This window comes from Rhizobium ruizarguesonis (assembly GCF_012349115.1).
Lineage (GTDB): Bacteria > Pseudomonadota > Alphaproteobacteria > Rhizobiales > Rhizobiaceae > Rhizobium > Rhizobium ruizarguesonis.
The window spans coordinates 126,827-144,193 of the sequence record NZ_PQIG01000122.1 but is presented as its reverse complement, the minus strand read 5'-3'; the positions used below and the strand labels follow the sequence as shown (position 1 = coordinate 144,193).

Here is a 17,367-nt window from a genome sequence, read left to right as displayed (position 1 = left end):
GGCGAGATCGAATACGCCCCAAGGAGCTCCCGACGATGTTGCGCAGATCCCTTCACACTATAGTGCGCGGAGCCCTGATGACGGGCGCGGTGGGAATCCTTCTCGCCGCTGCCTTGCCGCTCCAGCTGGCTGCGCAAGATCGCATGCCGATGAGAATTGCCGTCGAAGGTGCATTTCCGCCCTTCAACTATCTCGATGCAAATAACAAGCTTCAGGGCTTCGACATCGATATTGCCAATGCGCTGTGCGAGGTTGGCAAGTTCGAATGCCAATTTATCATCGAGAAGTGGGACGACATCATCCCCGATCTCGTTGCCGACAAATACGACGCGATCATCTCATCCATGTCGATGAGCCTTGAGCGGCGTCAAAAGGTTGCTTTTACCGAAAAATATTACAACAGCCCGTCGGTGTTCATCGCCCGGAAGGATTCGTCGATCAGTGACGTCAGCCCAGCCGCCCTCAGCGACAAAATTCTTGGGGTGACGTCGTCGACAGCGCAGGAATCCTATGCCAACCATCTTTATCCGGACATGAAGAAGACGGTTTTTCGCTCTTCGCCGGAATTATACAAGGGGCTGGCGGATGGGAGTGTCGACATTATCCTCGAGGATAAACTCGCCATCTACGACTGGATTGCCAACACCAAGGCCGGAAGCTGCTGCGAGTTCAAGGGGCCGGATCTGGTCGACATCACATATTTTGGCGAAGGCGCCGGGATCGCGCTGCGCCTGGATGACAAGGAGCGTCTGACGCGCCTGAACGAAGCGCTGAAGAGCATCAAGGCGGACGGGACCTATGACATGATCAACGCCAAATATTTCCCGTTCAGCATCCAGTAATTCACCGGCCGATTTTCGAGAATGCGGGACGGTCGGGCTGTTGCCCGACCATCCCTGTCTTCGGTCGTGAGCGCTACGCGGCTTTCGCGACCTCTCCGTGCGGATCGAGGATATATTTTGTCGCTGCTCCATGGTCGAAGCTCTCATATCCAGCGGCGGCATCGTCGAGCGGGATGACCTTGGCGTTGACGATATCGGCAATCGGCAGCCGGTCGTGGAGGATCGCCTGCATGAGCTGGCGATTATATTTGATCACCGGTGTCTGGCCGGTGTGGAAGGACTGCGCCTTGGCCCATCCGAGGCCGAAGCGGAGCGACAGATTGCCGTGCTTGGCAGCGTTGTCGACAGCGCCCGGATCCTCGGTGACGTAGAGGCCGGGAATGCCGATCGAACCCGCGGCACGGGTAATCTCCATCATCTGATTGAGCACGATCGCCGGCTGTTCCCCGCCGGAATGGCCGCGTGCCTCGAAGCCGACCGCATCGATGGCGCTGTCCACCTCGTTGATGCCGACGACCTGCGCAATCATGTCGCCGAGACGGTCGCTCTTCGACAGGTCGATCGGCTCGAAACCGACCTTCGCCGCATGCGCCAGACGGTCCTTGTTGAAATCACCGATCATCACGACAGCGGCGCCGAGAATGCGAGCCGAAGCCGCAGCCGCAAGGCCGACGGGGCCGGCGCCTGCCACGTAGACGGTCGAGCCGACGCCAACGCCTGCCCGCACCGCGCCATGAAAGCCCGTGGGCAGAATGTCGGAGAGCATGGTGAGATCCCGGATCTTCGCCATTGCCTTGTCCCGATCGGGGATCTTCAGCAGGTTGAAATCTGCGTAGGGAATGGTGACGTAGCGCGCCTGTCCGCCGATCCAGCCACCCATGTCGACATAACCGTAAGCGCCACCGGCGCGGGCCGGGTTTACCGTCAGGCAGACACCGGTATCCTGGGACTTGCAGCAGCGGCAGCGGCCGCAGGCGACATTGAAAGGCACCGAGACGATATCGCCGATTTCGAGCATCTCGACGTCGATGCCTTTCTCGATGATCTCGCCGGTGATTTCATGACCGAGGATGAGGCCCGGCATCGCTGTCGTGCGGCCGCGGACCATGTGCTGATCGGAGCCGCAGATATTGGTCGAGATCACCTTAAGGATCACGCCGTGTTCGATGCGGCGGCCGTCGGGCGCTTCCAGCTTCGGGTCGTCGATGTCGCGAACTTCGACCTTGCCCGGCCGGAGATAGACGACGCCTCTATTTTTGCTCATGGATTCCTCCCACTTGTTTGAAAGCCTCGATCTGCAACCGATGCAGTCGATGGCGACTTCCCTCCGGCCTGCCTCCTCTGCAGCCCGGTGTCGACAACACGAGGATACCGCCGCACCGGGCGATATTCGAATTTTCAAAACGGACAGATTGGATGCAGAAGTGAAGTGAACGCCACGGTTTTTGCCTGTCGTTCCGCTCGTGACCGTCTGCCGCAATCCGTCGATCTGCTGCGTAAGAGCTGGTTTCCGGCTCCAGAATCTCCTTCCGATCCATCTCGATATCTTTCCGGATGTCTATCCGGCGATTTCCTTGAGGATTTCAGTTCTTCTACCGCTGCGGGGCAGCGCCGGCGTCGGGCCGGCTTCCCAATGGTCCATTTCGCCAGTTTGCGAGATAGCGCCTTGAACACTACAAACAAACCATGCCTGACGGAAAACAGCGATCAAGAAAACGACATGGGTGCAACTCAAAGACGACAGTCGCAAAGTCGCAATAGCGCTGCGTAGCGGAAATAATTGATCCCGCGAATACGGCGGTTTTCCGGTTCGTCCCGGAAGATTTAATCGCCGCCTAAAGACTTTAGGCGCGAGGGGCGCCGGCTGCGGTTGAAGTCGACGGCCGTGTGCCAGAGCACGGCGCCGAGGATGATCGCGCCGCCGAAAAAGGTGGCGACGGGCGGCTGTTCGGAAAACAGCAGCCACACCCAGAAGGGCGTGAGCACGATTTCCATCGTGCCGATCAGCGCCGCCTCGGCCGGCGGCATCCGCTTGGCCCCGGCAAGGAAGAGCACCAGCGCGAGAGAGAAATTGGTCGCACCGAAGGCGGCGAGAACGACCCAGTTGTGCAGGTCGATCGAGCCGACTGAACCGAACGGGGCAAAGATGGCCAGCGTCAGGAAAGCGCTGACGACGGTCGGAGGCAGGCTCGGCACGCCGGGATTGATGCGCGGAATGATGATGACGAGCGCGAAGGACGCCGTCATGCCGAGCGCCAGCAGATCTCCCACACCAGTGCCGCCGCCGATCGACGAGGCGACGATGACCGCGACGCCGAAGAGCGAAATGCCGCCGGCAATCAACGTCCGCCTGGAGACCCTCTCCTTGAGGATGACCCAGCCGAGCATGGCCGCGATGAAGGGCGCGGTCGCATAGATCATCGTCACATTGGCGACGGTGGTCATGTAAAGCGCCCCGATGAAGCATACCTGACTGAAGGTCTGGCATGCGATCATGGCAAGACCTGTGGGATGGAAGACGGATCGCCATTGCTGCCGTGAAATACCCCCTTCGAGGAAAAGGCAGGGGATCAGCAGGAACAGGCCACCGAACAATGATCGCCAGGCGATCGCCGTCCATACGTCGGTCGTCAGGAGTCGCGAATAGACGCCGCTCGCGCTCCAGGCAAGTGTCGCGGCAATGATGAGAAGCACACCCTTCTCGTGCTCGCTGCCTGCGAGGCGTCTGGCCGGATTTTCAATTGTCACGCAGATATTCTCAAAGAAGGAAGTCGAACGCGGCTTATTTGTGCGTCAAGAATTGACATCAGGCAAACGAATAGTAGAGATAGCTGTCATCGATTTTTTTAATGGCTTCCCCATGCACGAGCCGATTGAGAGCGACCTGCTCAGAACCTTCCTGGTCGTTGCCGAGACTTCCAATTTCTCCGCGGCCGCCCAGCGCATCGGGCGGACGCAATCGGCCGTCAGCAGCCAGATCAAGAGGCTCGAGGAGACGATCGGCGAGACTCTCTTCGAGCGGGGCGCCCGCGGCGTGCTGCTCACGCGCCCGGGCATACAGCTCGTGCCCTACGCCCGCCGGATCATCGATCTCTTAAGCGAGGCCGCCGCGACGATCCGCAGCAAGCCGCTGGATGGGCCTGTGCGCATCGGAATTCCCGAGGAATACAGCCAGACGGTGTTGCCGGCGGCGCTCGCGGCTTTCGCCGTTCGCCACCCGGCCGTCGAGGTTACCGTGTCCTGCGACTATACAGTCCGCAACCTCGCCGCCCTCGAGCGGGACGAACTCGATCTGGCCGTCGTTTTCGACTGGAGCGATGAGACCAAAGGCGAGGTCATCTGCATCGATCCGACAGTCTGGGTCACATCCATGGTCCATCGGTTGCACGACATCGATCCCCTGCCCATTGCGACCTATCGCAACTCCACCTGGTCACGTGATTATGCGCTCCGGTCGCTGGAGCAGATCGGCCGCAACTACCGGATCGCATTCATTGCCGATACGGGCTCTGGGCTGAAGAACGCCGTGATCGCAGGCCTTGCCGTCACAACGCTGTGCCGCAGCAACATTCCGCCCGGCTGCCGGGAGCTGACTGCCGAAGACGGTTTTCCGCCGGTCGATTCCTCCAAGGTCGTGCTCCGTCGGAGCACTTACCGTTCCAGCGAGGCTGTGCGCGAACTTGCCGATATGGTGCGGGAAGCGTTCCAGCCTATGCCGGCGCTTCCGATGGTGTGATGCGGCGGCGCAAACGCCGCCGGGTCTCCGACGGGCTCTCGGAAAAACTCGCCCGGTAGCTTCTCGCAAAGGCAGAGGCTGAGTTGAAGCCGGTCGCTGCCGCGATGTCGGCGAAGGAGGCTGTCGTCTCGATCACCTTGCGGCGCGCCGCGTTCAGGCGCAGCGCGAGATAATGCACATGCGGCGGCGCGCCGATGCTCTGCTGGAAGAGATCCTGCAGATGCCGGGCGCTGACGCCTACCCTGCGGGCCAGCCGCGCGAGGACCAGAGGCTGCTCGACATGCTCCTCCATCAGCCGCACCGCCTGCGTCACGCGGGGATCATGCAGGCGCAACCCCGCCGAGGCTGCGGAAAGCTGCTCGTCCGCATGGAAGGAGGGCTGCTCGTAACGGAACAGCCGGCTGACTTCGAGCGCCAGCGAATAACCCTGCCTTCGTCTTATCACCTCAAGCATCAGGTCCACGGTCGGAAGCGAACCGGAGGTCGTCAGCCGCTTGGCATCGATGACGAAACGATCCTTGACGGCCCGCACCTCGGGATAGGCGAGCGCAAAATCCTCGTAATCCTCCCAGTGAACGGTCGCCGGCAACCCGTCGAGCAGGCTTGCCTCGGCCAGCAGCCATGTGCCGGATTCGATGCCCGCAATCATCGTGCGGTAGCGAGCGGCCTGCGAGAGCTGCATCTTCAGCGCCGGTGTCGCGCTGCGGCGCCAGTTGTAACTCGCAAGCACGAAGAGCGGCGCTTCGTCCCTGGTCGCCTGGAAAACCCCGTTAGCGGGTATCGCGATATCGCTGGTGGTCGGAACCGGCGCTCCGTCCGGCGTGAGCAGCCGCCAGCGATAAAGCTCGCTGCCGGAGATGCGGTTGGCGCCGCGCAGCGGCTCGATGACCGACGCGATCAGGATCAGGTTCGCATCCGGCAGGATAAGAAGATCGATATCGAGCCGCTCCGTCGATCGTTCCAGCAAGGCCACCTCCTCGGATTTCCGATAATGTATCAATTACCTCCAAAAATGCAAAGCATCGCCGCCGATCCTGTCGCGTAATGCAGACAAGACGAGGGAGAACAAAAACATGCCTCTTGCCATGAACCGCGATGTTTTCATCACCTGTGCCGTCACCGGCGCCGGCGACACGGTGTCCAGATCCAGCCACGTGCCGATCACTCCCAAGCAGATCGCCGAGTCCGCCATCGATGCGGCAAAGGCCGGTGCCGCGGTCGTTCACTGCCATGTTCGCGATCCGGAAACGGGTTCCGCCAGCCGCCGCAACGATCTCTACAGGGAAGTCACCGACCGCATCCGCTCGGCCGATGTCGACGTCGTCCTCAATCTCACCGCCGGCATGGGCGGGGATCTGATCTTCGGGGATGTCGAAAGCCCCCTTCCCCTTAACCCCAAGGGCACGGATATGGCCGGCGCCACCGAGCGCGTCAGCCATGTCGCCGAATGCCTGCCCGAAATCTGTACGCTCGACTGCGGCACGATGAATTTCAACCTCGGCGACTATGTCATGACCAACACGCCGGCCATGCTGCGGGCGATGGCGAAGAAGATGACGGATCTCGGCGTGCGGCCGGAGATCGAGGCCTTCGACACCGGCCATCTCTGGTTTGCCAAGCAGCTTGCCGAGGAAGGCCTGATCGAAGATCCGGTGCTGATCCAGCTCTGTATGGGCATTCCATGGGGTGCGCCCGACGATCTCAATACCTTCATGGCAATGGTCAACAACGTGCCTCAGAGCTGGACTTTTTCGGCCTTTTCGATCGGCCGCAATGCCATGGCCTATCCAGCGGCAGCCGTTCTGGCGGGCGGCAACGTGCGCGTCGGCCTGGAGGACAACCTCTTCGTCGGCAAGGGCCAGCTCGCCACCAATGCTGAGCTCGTCGAAAAGGCCGTGCAGGTGGTCGAGGGCATGGGTGCGCGGATCATCGGTCCGGAAGACGTTCGCAAGAAACTCAAACTGACGAAGCGCTGAGGGCTGCATGACAGGGATCAACAAGGCGGCATGCATCGGCGGCGGCGTCATCGGCGGCGGATGGATCGCGCGTTTCCTGCTGGCCGGGATCGACGTCGATGTGTTCGACCCGCATCCGGAGGCGAGCCGCATCGTCGGCGAAGTCATCGCCAATGCCGAAAAAGCCTATGCCATGCTGACCGGCGCACCCCTGCCGCCGCGCGGCAAGCTGACCTTCTGCAAGACGCTGGAAGAGGCTGTCGCCGGCGCCGACTGGATTCAGGAAAGCGTGCCCGAAAGGCTCGACCTCAAGCGTGGCGTGCTGAACGAGATCGACGCCGTGGCACGGCCGGACGCCCTGATCGGCTCTTCGACGTCAGGTCTGCTGCCGACCGATCTGCAGCGCGACATGAAGCATCCCGAGCGCCTCTTCGTCGCCCATCCCTATAATCCCGTCTATCTCTTGCCGCTCGTCGAAATCGTCGGCGGCGAGAAGACCTCGGCTGCGACCATCAAGGCAGCGATGGAACGACTGCCGCCGATCGGCATGAAGGGCGTCCACATCGCCAAGGAGATCGAGGCTTTCGTCGGCGACCGGCTGCTCGAAGCGCTCTGGCGCGAGGCCCTGTGGCTGATCCACGACGATATCTGCACCGTCGAGACGCTTGATGACGTCATCCGCTACTCTTTCGGCCTGCGATGGGCGCAGATGGGCCTGTTCCAGACCTACCGCATCGCCGGCGGCGAGGCCGGCATGCGCCACTTCCTCGCCCAGTTCGGCCCCTGCCTTGCCTGGCCCTGGACCAAGCTCACCGATGTCGTCGATCTCGACGATGCGCTGATCGAAAAGATCGGCCAGCAATCCGACGAACAGGCGGCCGGCCTGTCGATCCGTGAACTCGAACGCATCCGCGATGAAAACCTCGTCGGCATCCTGCAGGCCCTCAAGGGCGGCGATGGCGGCAAGGGCTGGGGCGCCGGCAAGCTGCTGAAGGACTTCGAGCAATCGCTCTGGGTACAAGGCGGCGGGACGACGACGTCTTTCGACCCGTCGAAGCCGCTGAGGCTCGTCGAGACGAAAGTCAGCCCTGCCTGGGTCGACTATAACGGCCATATGACCGAACACCGCTACCTGCAGGTTTTCGGCGATACCTCAGATGCGCTGCTGCGCCTCGTCGGCGTCGACGTCGCCTATGTCGAGGCGGGACACAGCTACTACACGGTGGAAACCCACATCCGCCATCTCGGCGAGGCGAAGCTCGGGCAGGCGATTCATTCGACCTGCCGGATCCTCTCCGTTGACGACAAGCGGCTGCACGTCTTCCACACGCTTCACGATACGGCAACCGGCGAGGCCATTGCCACCGCAGAGCACATGTTGCTGCATGTCGACAGCAAGGCCGGTAAGGCCACTCCCGCGCCGGCCGTCATTCTCGACAAGGTCAAGGCGATCGCCGAAGCGCATGCGAATTTGGTCGCGCCTGAAGGCGTCGGCCGTTACGTCGGCCAGAAACGGTAGGAGGATCGGCATGAATTTCGGACTGAGCGAAGAACAGGAAATGATCGTCGAGACGGTCCGCGCCTTCGTCGAAACCGAAATCTATCCGCACGAAAACGAGGTCGAGCGCAGCGGCATCGTGCCGCCGGAGCTTGGAGACGAGATCCGTCGCAAATGCATCGATCTTGGCTTTTACGCCTGCAATTTCCCGGAAGAAGTCGGCGGCGCCGGTCTCGACCATGTCACTTTCACCCTGGTCGAGCGGGAGCTCGGGCGCGGCTCCCTCGGGCTGACGGTTTTCTTCGGCCGGCCCTCCGGCATCCTGATGGCCTGCGAGGGCGAGCAGCGAGAGCGCTACCTCCTGCCCGCAGTGCGCGGCGAGAAGATCGACGCGCTTGCGATCACCGAGCCGGACGCCGGTTCGGATATGCGCGGCATGAAATGCGCCGCCCGCCGCGACGGCAGCGACTTCGTCCTCAACGGTACGAAACACTTTATTTCGCATGCCGATGTCGCCGATTTCGTCATCGTCTTTGCAGCAACGGGCGAGGAGGAAACGCCGAAAGGCATCAAGAAGAAGATCACAGCCTTCCTGGTGGATCGTGGCACGCCGGGCTTCGAGATCCTCAAGGGCTATGATTCCGTTTCGCATCGCGGCTACCACAACTGTACGCTCAACTTCACCGATTGCCGGATTCCCGAAGCCCAAGTGCTGGGCGAGGTGCATCGCGGCTTCGATATCGCCAATCAATGGCTCTACGGCACGCGGCTGACGGTGGCCGCCACCTGCGTCGGCCGGGCGCGGCGCGTCTTCGACCTGGCTTTGCCCTACGCCGCCGAGCGCAAGCAGTTCGGCAAGCCGATCGGTGCCAATCAGGGCGTGTCGTTCAAGCTCGCCGACATGATCACCGAGATCGACGCGGCCGACTGGCTGACCCTTGCCGCCGCCTGGCAGGTCGATGCCGGCCGCCCCGCAGACCGGCAGATCGCCTCGGCCAAGCTCTATGCCTCCGAAATGCTCGCCCGCGTGACGGACGAGGCGATCCAGATCTTCGGCGGCATGGGACTGATGGACGACCTGCCGCTCGCCCGCTTCTGGCGTGATGCGCGCGTCGAACGCATCTGGGACGGCACTTCCGAAATCCAGCGGCATATCATCAGCCGCGATCTGCTTCGACCTTTGGGAGCGTGAGCCGATGATGCCTCGCCCGCTCGACCGCCTGCTCAGACCGCAATCGATCGCCGTCTTCGGCGGCCGCGTGGCGCGCAGGGTGATCGAGCAGTGCGACCGCATGGGCTTTGCCGGCGAGATCTGGCCCGTCCATCCCAAACTCGACGAGGTGCTCGGGCGCTCCTGCTATCGCTCAGTATCCGACCTGCCTTCGGCGCCGGATGCCGCCTTCGTCGGCGTCAACAGGACGCTGACCGTCGAGATCGTCCGCAGCCTTTCTGAGGCCGGTGCCGGCGGGGCGGTCTGTTATGCATCGGGTTTCAGCGAGGCGACGGCGGAACTCAGCGACGGCGCCGAGCTGCAGCAGGCCTTGTTGGACGCAGCCGGCAACATGCCGATCCTCGGGCCGAACTGCTACGGGCTGATCAACGGTCTCGATGGCGCGCTGCTCTGGCCCGATCAGCATGGCATGCAGCGTATCGAACGTGGCGTCGCGATCCTGACGCAGTCCTCCAATATCGCCATCAACCTGACCATGCAGACCCGCGGCGTGCCGATCGCCTATGTCGTCACGGCCGGCAACCAGGCGCAGACATCGCTTGCCGATGTCGCCTGCGCACTGATCGACGACCCGCGCGTCACGGCGGTCGGCCTTCATGTCGAAGGCTTCGGCGATCTCTCTGCACTCGAACGCCTGGCCACCATGGCCCGGCGGTCGAGGAAGCCCGTCGTCGTGCTGAAGGTCGGCAGATCCGAGCAGGCAAAACGCGCGGCGGTTTCGCATACCGCCTCGCTCGCCGGCAGCGATGCCGTCGCAGACGCGGTGCTCGCCCGCCTCGGCCTTGGCCGTGTCCAGACCTTGCCGGCGCTGCTCGAAACCCTGAAGCTGCTGCATGTCGCCGGCCCGCTCGCAAGCCATTCGATCTCGTCGATGAGCTGTTCCGGTGGGGAGGCTTCGCTAATGGCGGATGCCGCCGTCGGTCGCAACGTGGAATTCCCGGCGCTGCAGCCACAACAGTTACCCCGTCTGCGGCGGGTCCTCGGCGAGATGGTGACGCTGTCCAATCCGCTCGATTACCACACATTCGTGTGGGGTGATCTTGCACGCCAGACCGAAGCCTTCCGCGCCATGTTCGAGGGCGGCTATGCCCTCAATCTCGTCGTCCTCGACTTCCCCCGCGGTGACCGCTGCGATCCGTCCGAATGGGCGATGACGGCAGACGCGGTCATGACGGCCGCTGCAGCAACCGGTGCGCTGGCCGGCCTTCTGGCAACCCTTCCGGAAAACATGCCGGAGCCCATCGCCGATCGGCTGATGGCAAATGGCATCATCGCCTTCTGCGGTATCGACGAGACCATTACGGCAGCGGAAGTTGCCGCCGGCATCGGCCAGGCGTGGGATCGCCCGCCTCCCCTGCCGCTGCTCGATGTGTCCTTCATGGATGGCGAGATCGAGACGTTGACGGAAGCCGATGCGAAGGCAGAGCTTGCCGCCTTCGGCCTTCCGATTCCGCGAGGGCTGTTGGCCTCCTCTCCCGATCAAGCGGCCGAGCAGGCTGAGCGGCTCGGCTTTCCCGTCGTGCTGAAAGCGCTCGGCATCGCACACAAGACCGAGGCCGGGGCCGTCGTCCTCAACCTAAAGGATACTCAGGCGGTGTCGAATGCGGCGGCGGCAATGCCGCCGAATGCCGGTTATCTCGTCGAGAAAATGGTTGATCCGCCGGTTGCCGAGCTCATTGTCGGCGCCATCCGCGACCCTGTCTTCGGATTGTCGCTCACGCTTGGAGCCGGCGGAATCTTCGTTGAATTGCTTGAAGATTCCATCATCCTGCCCCTTCCGGCGACGAAAACTGACATTCACGCAGCGATTTCGCGTCTCAAACTTGCAAAACTGATCTATGGCTATCGCGGGCGGCCAAAAGGCGACCTCGAAGCCGCTGTCGGCGCTGTCTCAGCAGCGGCAGATTATGTCGTAAGGAACGCGGCATGCCTGGAGGAACTGGACATTAATCCGTTGATGGTTCTTCCCGAAGGGTTTGGCGTTGCCGCAGTCGATGCTCTGATACGGCGGAGGAGGTAGCATAGGTTGAGCGACCACATTCGCACACGACATGACGGCGGAGTACTCGAAGTCGTCATCGACCGGCCGAAGGCGAATGCCATCGACCTTGCGACCAGCCGCGCCCTGGGGTTGATATTCCGAGATTTCCGCGACGATCCGGCATTGCGTGTCGCCATCGTCTCGGGCGCCGGCGAGAAATTTTTCTGTGCCGGATGGGATCTCAAGGCGGCGGCATCAGGCGATGCGGTCGATGGAGATTACGGCGTCGGCGGCTTCGGCGGGCTGCAGGAACTGCGCGACCTCAACAAGCCGGTCATCTCAGCGATCAACGGTATCTGTTGCGGCGGCGGTCTGGAGATCGCGCTGTCGACCGACCTGATCCTCGCCGCCGAACATGCGACCTTTGCCCTGCCGGAAATCCGCTCGGGGACGGTCGCCGATGCGGCTTCCATCAAGTTGCCGAAACGCATCCCCTACCACATCGCCATGGACATGCTTTTGACCGGGCGCTGGCTCGACGTTCACGAGGCGCATCGCTGGGGTTTCGTCAACGAGGTCCTGCCGGCCGAGCGGCTGATGGAGAGAGCATGGGAGCTTGCCCGGCTGCTCGAGAGCGGGCCGCCGCTCGTCTATGCGGCCATCAAGGAAATCGTGCGCGAAGCGGAGGGTTCGACGTTCCAGACTGCCATGAACAAGGTCACCAAGCGGCAGTTTGCGACGGTCGACAGGCTCTATTCGAGCGAGGACCAATTGGAAGGCGCACGGGCCTTTGCCGAGAAGCGAAGCCCCATTTGGAAAGGAAAGTAACCAGGCGGCAGCAACCGCACTGTTTTCCCGCATGATGCGGGCACCGGAGGTGGAGAGGAAACCGCCTGCGGACCTGCCCGGAAGTTCTGTCAACGCACCACAAAGAAGGAACAGGGGAATGACCGACTACACGAAATATCTCACAAGCCGCGTCACCGCCGGCGGGCTCAGCCGCCGCGAATTCATGGGACGCGCCATGGCGGCGGGCATCACACTTGCCGTCGCCGACAAGCTCTTTACCGAAAGTGCGCAAGCCGCCGAACCGAAGCGCGGCGGCCACCTGAAGCTCGGCCTCGAAGGTGGTGCAGCCACCGATTCCAACGATCCGGCAAAATTCCTGTCGCAGGTGATGTTCTGCATCGGCCGCTGCTGGGGGGACATGCTGGTCGAGTCCGATCCGCTGACGGGTGCTGCCGTGCCGGCGCTCGCCGAATCCTGGGAGCCCTCGAAGGACGCGGCGACCTGGACCTTTAAGATCCGCAAGGGCGTCAAGTTCCACAATGGCAAGGAACTGACGATCGACGACGTTGTTGCGACGCTGAAGCGCCACACCGATGCGAAGTCGGAGTCCGGCGCGCTCGGTGTTCTCGGCTCGATCAAGGAGATCAAGGCCGACGGCGGCAATCTCGTCTTGACGCTCAGCGAAGGCAATGCCGACATGCCGCTGCTGCTGTCGGACTACCATCTGGTCATCCAGCCGAACGGCGGCGTCGATGATCCGCTGGCGTCGATCGGCACCGGCCCCTACAAGATGACGAGCTTCGAGCCCGGCGTCCGCGCCACGTTTGAAAGGAACAAGGACGACTGGCGCACCGACCGAGGTTATGTCGATTCGATCGAAATCATCGGCATGAATGATGCGACCGCCCGCATCGCCGCACTTTCGTCCGGCCAGGTGCACTACATCAACCGCGTCGACCCGAAGACCGTCAGCCTCTTGAAGCGTGCCCCGAACGTCGAGATTCTCTCGACTGCCGGTCGCGGCCACTATGTCTTCATCATGCACTGCGACAAGGCGCCGTTCGACAATAACGACCTGCGCCTGGCCCTCAAATACGCCATGGACCGCGAGACCATGGTGCAGAAGATCCTGGGCGGTTACGGCAAGGTCGGCAACGATTTCCCGATCAACAACACCTATGCACTGTTTCCCGAAGGCATCGAGCAGCGCACCTATGATCCCGACAAAGCTGCCTTCCACTTCAAGAAATCGGGCCATAGCGGCTCGGTCCTCCTGCGCACTTCCGAAGTCGCCTTCCCCGGCGCCGTCGATGCGGCCGTCCTCTATCAGGAAAGCTGCAAGAAGGCCGGGATCGAGATCGAGGTCAAGCGCGAACCGGGCGACGGCTACTGGACCAACGTCTGGAACGTCCAGCCCTTCTCGACCTCCTACTGGGGTGGTCGCCCGACGCAGGACCAGATGTATTCCACCGCCTATCTGTCGACGGCGGACTGGAACGACACCAAGTTCAAGCGCCCTGACTTCGACAAGCTGCTGCTGCAAGCCCGCTCTGAGCTTGATGAAGCCAAGCGCAAGGACATGTATCGCACCATGGCGATGACGGTGCGCGACGAGGGTGGGGTGATCCTGCCGATGTTCAACGACTTCGTGAACGCCTCCACCAAGCAGGTGAAGGGTTATGTCCACGACATCGGCAACGACATGTCGAACGGCTACGTCGCGACCCGCGTCTGGCTGGACGCCTGATGGCAAGGGGCGTATGCCCCTCCGATCTCTAACGAAGCCGGGACCGTGGGATGAAAACCCGCGGTCCTCCCGACGTTTTAGCGCGAGGTCCTCGCCATGACCAATCCTGCCCCAAGCATCTTGCCCGGCCTCAGGTTCCGGCAGCGTTTTCCGCTGCTTGCCCTCATCCTCGAGCGCTTCGTGCTCAGCCTCGTCCTGCTTTTTGCCGTCTCCATCCTGATCTTCGGCGGCCTGGAAGCTTTGCCCGGCGATTTTGCCACCACCTATCTCGGCCAGTCGGCGACGCCGCAGGCCGTCGCCAATATTCGCCAGGACCTCGGACTGAACCGCCCGATCACCACGCGCTACGTCGAGTGGCTCGGCAACGCCGTCCAGGGTGACTTCGGCACGTCCTGGGCCAGCAAGAATTCGGTGAGCGAACAGATCGGCAAGCGCCTCGGCAATTCGCTGTTCCTGGCGGGTTTCGCAGCGGTGATATCCGTGCCGCTCGCGGTCGGCCTCGGCATGCTGTCGGTGCATTTCCGTAACCGCCTGCCGGATAAGATCATCAACGTGATTTCGCTTGCGGCGATCTCGCTGCCGGAATTCTTCATCGGCTACCTCCTGATCCTCTTCTTCGCCGTGAACCTTGGCATGGCCACCTTTCCGGCGACGGTCTACGACAGTATGAGTTTGGGCGAGCGGTTGAAGGCGATCGCGCTGCCGACGGCGACCCTCGTGCTCGTCGTGCTCGCGCATATGATGCGCATGACGCGGGCGGCAATCCTCTCCGTCATGTCCTCCGCTTACATGGAGACCGCAGAGCTGAAGGGCCTCAGCGCCTTCCGCGCGATCGTCAAGCATGCCGCACCCAATGCGCTGGCGCCGATCATCAATGTCATCGCGCTGAACCTTGCCTATCTCGTGGTCGGCGTCGTCGTTGTCGAAGTGGTCTTTGTCTATCCCGGCATGGGGCAATATATGGTCGATGCGGTCACCGTGCGCGACATGCCGGTCGTGCAGGCCTGCGGCCTGATCTTCGCCGCCGTCTACATCTTCCTCAATATGACGGCCGATATCCTCGCTATTATCGCCAATCCCCGGCTGAGGCATCCGCGATGAGATTGAGAGACATCCCCATCACCGCCTGGATCGGCATGGCCGGTATCGCCACTGCCTTCATCTTCGCAATCTTCGCACCCTGGCTCGCCCCCTATGGCGAGACGCAGGTCGTCGGCGACGTCTGGCAACTGCCGGATAATCAATATATCTTCGGTCTCGACAATCTCGGTCGCGATATCTTCTCGCGCCTGATCTACGGCGCGCGCACGACGCTGACGGTCGCATCCGCGGCCACCATCATCTCCTTCTCGCTCGGCATCATCCTCAGCTTCACCGCCGCTGTCTCGCGCGGCGTTATCGACACCGTCCTGTCACGCTTCAATGATCTGATGATGTCGATCCCGACGCTGATCTTCGCGCTCGTCGTTCTTGCGGTGCTGCCGCAAAACATCGTCGTGCTGATCCTTGTCATGGCGATCCTCGACTCCACTCGCGTCTATCGTCTCGGCCGTGCGGTGGCGCTTGATGTCGCCGTGATGGAATTCGTCGAGGCGGCGACGCTGCGCGGCGAAGGCAAGCTCTGGATCATCTTCCGCGAGATCCTGCCGAATACGCTGTCGCCGCTGCTGGCAGAGTTCGGGCTGCGCTTCGCCTTCTCGATCCTGTTCCTGTCGACGCTCTCCTTCCTCGGCCTCGGCATTCAGCCGCCGGCGGCCGATTGGGGCGGCATGGTCAAGGACAACAAGGACGGCATCATCTTCGGCATCTCGGCAGCGCTGGTGCCGGGCACGGCGATTGCCGTGCTGGCCGTCTGCGTCAACCTCGTCGTCGACTGGCTTCTGAAACGCACATCCAGCCTCAAGGGAGGGCGCGGCGATGCCTGAGCTTCTTTCCGTTCGCAATCTGAAGATCGAAGCAACCAGCTATCCGCCGGGCGAACCGCCCAAGCGGGTCACGATCGTCGACGGCGTTTCCTTCGACCTCAAGAAGGGCAAGGTTCTCGGCCTGATCGGGGAATCGGGCGCCGGCAAATCGACGATCGGTCTCTCCGCACTCGCCTATGGCCGGGGCGGCGCCGAAATCACCGGCGGCGAGGTCTTGCTCGACGGCGACAATATCCTCGCGCTCGGCAAGAACGGCATCCGCCAGATCCGCGGCGCGCGGGTCTGCTATGTCGCGCAGTCGGCAGCCGCTGCCTTCAATCCGGCGCATCGGCTCGGCGATCAGGTGATCGAAGCTTCGGTCAAACATGGATTGATGACCAAGGACAAGGCGCGTGCGCGAGCGCTTTATCTGTTCGGGGTTCTCGGCCTGCCCAATCCCGAAACCTTCGGCGAGCGTTTTCCCCACCAGGTCTCCGGCGGCCAGCTGCAGCGGGCGATGACGGCGATGGCGCTCTGCTCCAATCCCGAACTCATCGTTTTCGACGAGCCGACAACGGCGCTCGACGTCACCACGCAGATCGACGTGCTGGCGGCGATCAAGCATGCCATCGAGGAAACGCACACGGCCGCCCTCTATATCACCCACGACCTTGCCGTCGTCGCCCAGATCTCGGACGACATCATGGTCCTGCGCTATGGCAGGCAGGTCGAATATGGCAGTGTCCAGCAGATCATCGAGGCGCCGCGGGAGGATTATACCCGCGCCCTCGTCAATGTCAGGCAGGCCTATCGCGAGGAAGCCGCCGACCAGTCTGCAGCGCTTCTCAAGGTGGAAAATGTCAGTGCCGAATATTCCAACGGTTTCAAGGTGCTGCACGATGTCACGCTGCACGTGCCGAAGGGGCAGACGCTTGCGGTCGTCGGTGAATCCGGTTCGGGCAAATCGACGCTAGCGCGCGTCATTACCGGCCTCTTGCCGCCGAGCAGCGGGCGCGTCGTCTTTGACGGCAAACCGCTGATGCCGGGTCTCAAGAGCCGGCCGAACGACGATCTGAGGCGCATCCAGCTGATCTACCAGATGGCCGATACCGCGATGAACCCGCGCCAGACGGTCCGCGACATCATCGGCCGGCCGCTCACCTTCTATTATGGCCTGAGGGGTGCTGAGAAGACGGCAAGGGTGAAGGAGTTGCTCGACCAGATCGAGATGGGCAAGGGCTTCGTCGATCGCTACCCGGCCGAACTTTCCGGCGGCCAGAAGCAGCGGGTGGCGATCGCAAGAGCGCTTGCCGCCAAGCCCGAACTCATCCTCTGCGACGAGCCGACCTCGGCGCTCGACCCGCTGGTGGCGGAGGGTATCCTCAAGCTGCTGCTGCGCCTGCAGGAGGAAGAACAGCTGTCCTATGTCTTCATCACGCACGACATCGCCATCGTCCGGGCGATTGCCGACAGCGTGGCGGTGATGCATCGCGGCAAGCTGGTGCGGTTCGGTCCGAAATCGACTGCGCTATCGCCGCCCTTTGACGACTACACCGATCTGCTATTGAAATCCGTGCCGGAAATGGAAATCGGCTGGCTGGAACGGGTGCTTGCCACGCGGCGCATGGAGAGCGCCGGTAACTGACTTGACGAGGGCCGAACCCTCGTCTCATGGAATATGCAT

14 protein-coding genes and 1 riboswitch are annotated in these 17,367 nt (G+C 62.3%); of the genes, 11 read left to right on the top strand and 3 right to left on the bottom strand.

What is annotated here, in order from left to right:
• The first annotated feature begins 35 nt into the window (after positions 1-35).
• Positions 36-842, top strand: a complete 807-nt coding sequence (locus C3Y91_RS33230) for an ABC transporter substrate-binding protein (RefSeq protein ID WP_018070721.1) — start codon at positions 36-38, stop codon at positions 840-842.
• A gap of 73 nt (positions 843-915) precedes the next feature.
• Here C3Y91_RS33230 and fdhA read toward each other — a convergent pair whose 3' ends face one another.
• Positions 916-2,106, bottom strand: a complete 1,191-nt coding sequence (gene fdhA, locus C3Y91_RS33225; protein ID WP_018070720.1) for a formaldehyde dehydrogenase, glutathione-independent — start codon at positions 2,104-2,106, stop codon at positions 916-918.
• A gap of 219 nt (positions 2,107-2,325) precedes the next feature.
• A riboswitch (cobalamin riboswitch) is annotated at positions 2,326-2,526 on the bottom strand.
• 140 nt (positions 2,527-2,666) lie between these two features.
• Positions 2,667-3,590, bottom strand: a complete 924-nt coding sequence (locus tag C3Y91_RS33220; RefSeq protein ID WP_168576304.1) for an EamA family transporter — start codon at positions 3,588-3,590, stop codon at positions 2,667-2,669.
• A gap of 112 nt (positions 3,591-3,702) precedes the next feature.
• Between C3Y91_RS33220 and C3Y91_RS33215 the strand changes: the two genes are divergently transcribed.
• Positions 3,703-4,578 carry a LysR substrate-binding domain-containing protein gene (locus tag C3Y91_RS33215; RefSeq protein ID WP_026170795.1) on the top strand — a complete coding sequence of 292 codons (876 nt, stop codon included), beginning with the start codon at positions 3,703-3,705 and terminating at the stop codon, positions 4,576-4,578.
• Here the strand turns inward: C3Y91_RS33215 and C3Y91_RS33210 are convergent.
• A complete protein-coding gene (locus tag C3Y91_RS33210; protein ID WP_018070717.1) occupies positions 4,553-5,578 on the bottom strand; it encodes a GlxA family transcriptional regulator in 1,026 nt (341 codons plus the stop codon). The two genes, C3Y91_RS33215 and C3Y91_RS33210, sit on opposite strands and share 26 nt — an antisense overlap.
• Positions 5,579-5,651: 73 nt before the next feature.
• Here C3Y91_RS33210 and bcoG point away from each other — a divergent pair, with 73 nt between their 5' ends.
• The 9 genes from bcoG to C3Y91_RS33165 all read left to right on the top strand — a co-directional run bounded on the left by bcoG (position 5,652) and on the right by C3Y91_RS33165 (position 17,328).
• Complete coding sequence (gene bcoG, locus C3Y91_RS33205) at positions 5,652-6,554, top strand: 3-dehydrocarnitine:acetyl-CoA trimethylamine transferase BcoG (protein WP_027688689.1); 903 nt, start codon at positions 5,652-5,654, stop codon at positions 6,552-6,554.
• 7 nt (positions 6,555-6,561) lie between these two features.
• On the top strand, positions 6,562-8,052 hold the full coding sequence (locus C3Y91_RS33200; RefSeq protein WP_027688688.1) for a carnitine 3-dehydrogenase: 1,491 nt from the start codon (positions 6,562-6,564) through the stop codon (positions 8,050-8,052).
• A gap of 10 nt (positions 8,053-8,062) precedes the next feature.
• Complete coding sequence (locus C3Y91_RS33195) at positions 8,063-9,223, top strand: acyl-CoA dehydrogenase family protein (protein WP_164592547.1); 1,161 nt, start codon at positions 8,063-8,065, stop codon at positions 9,221-9,223.
• A gap of 4 nt (positions 9,224-9,227) precedes the next feature.
• Positions 9,228-11,282 carry an acetate--CoA ligase family protein gene (locus tag C3Y91_RS33190; RefSeq protein WP_168576303.1) on the top strand — a complete coding sequence of 685 codons (2,055 nt, stop codon included), beginning with the start codon at positions 9,228-9,230 and terminating at the stop codon, positions 11,280-11,282.
• A gap of 6 nt (positions 11,283-11,288) precedes the next feature.
• Positions 11,289-12,071, top strand: coding sequence for a carnitinyl-CoA dehydratase (locus C3Y91_RS33185; RefSeq protein WP_018070712.1), 783 nt, complete (start codon positions 11,289-11,291; stop codon positions 12,069-12,071).
• Positions 12,072-12,189: 118 nt separating this feature from the next.
• Positions 12,190-13,779, top strand: coding sequence for an ABC transporter substrate-binding protein (locus tag C3Y91_RS33180; RefSeq protein WP_027688685.1), 1,590 nt, complete (start codon positions 12,190-12,192; stop codon positions 13,777-13,779).
• 96 nt (positions 13,780-13,875) lie between these two features.
• Positions 13,876-14,880: an ABC transporter permease gene (locus C3Y91_RS33175; RefSeq protein ID WP_130815102.1), complete on the top strand. Its 1,005-nt coding sequence runs from the start codon at positions 13,876-13,878 to the stop codon at positions 14,878-14,880.
• Positions 14,877-15,704 (top strand): ABC transporter permease, encoded by an 828-nt coding sequence (locus C3Y91_RS33170; RefSeq protein ID WP_075223756.1) that lies wholly within the window; start codon positions 14,877-14,879, stop codon positions 15,702-15,704. Before C3Y91_RS33175 ends, C3Y91_RS33170 begins: the two co-directional genes overlap by 4 nt.
• A complete protein-coding gene (locus C3Y91_RS33165; RefSeq protein WP_024320271.1) occupies positions 15,697-17,328 on the top strand; it encodes an ABC transporter ATP-binding protein in 1,632 nt (543 codons plus the stop codon). The genes C3Y91_RS33170 and C3Y91_RS33165 overlap by 8 nt, the downstream gene beginning before the upstream one ends.
• The last annotated feature ends 39 nt before the right edge of the window (positions 17,329-17,367 follow it).

Excerpts from the sequence above, each read along its gene's own strand:
- C3Y91_RS33190 (WP_168576303.1), top strand. The coding sequence starts at position 9,228 with ATGATGCCTCGCCCGCTCGACCGCCTGCTCAGACCGCAATCGATCGCC.
- C3Y91_RS33195 (WP_164592547.1), top strand. The coding sequence starts at position 8,063 with ATGAATTTCGGACTGAGCGAAGAACAGGAAATGATCGTCGAGACGGTC.
- C3Y91_RS33200 (WP_027688688.1), top strand. The coding sequence starts at position 6,562 with ATGACAGGGATCAACAAGGCGGCATGCATCGGCGGCGGCGTCATCGGC.
- C3Y91_RS33175 (WP_130815102.1), top strand. The coding sequence starts at position 13,876 with ATGACCAATCCTGCCCCAAGCATCTTGCCCGGCCTCAGGTTCCGGCAG.
- C3Y91_RS33215 (WP_026170795.1), top strand. The coding sequence starts at position 3,703 with ATGCACGAGCCGATTGAGAGCGACCTGCTCAGAACCTTCCTGGTCGTT.
- fdhA (WP_018070720.1), bottom strand. The coding sequence starts at position 2,106 with ATGAGCAAAAATAGAGGCGTCGTCTATCTCCGGCCGGGCAAGGTCGAA.
- C3Y91_RS33230 (WP_018070721.1), top strand. The coding sequence starts at position 36 with ATGTTGCGCAGATCCCTTCACACTATAGTGCGCGGAGCCCTGATGACG.
- bcoG (WP_027688689.1), top strand. The coding sequence starts at position 5,652 with ATGCCTCTTGCCATGAACCGCGATGTTTTCATCACCTGTGCCGTCACC.
- C3Y91_RS33165 (WP_024320271.1), top strand. The coding sequence starts at position 15,697 with ATGCCTGAGCTTCTTTCCGTTCGCAATCTGAAGATCGAAGCAACCAGC.
- C3Y91_RS33170 (WP_075223756.1), top strand. The coding sequence starts at position 14,877 with ATGAGATTGAGAGACATCCCCATCACCGCCTGGATCGGCATGGCCGGT.
- C3Y91_RS33180 (WP_027688685.1), top strand. The coding sequence starts at position 12,190 with ATGACCGACTACACGAAATATCTCACAAGCCGCGTCACCGCCGGCGGG.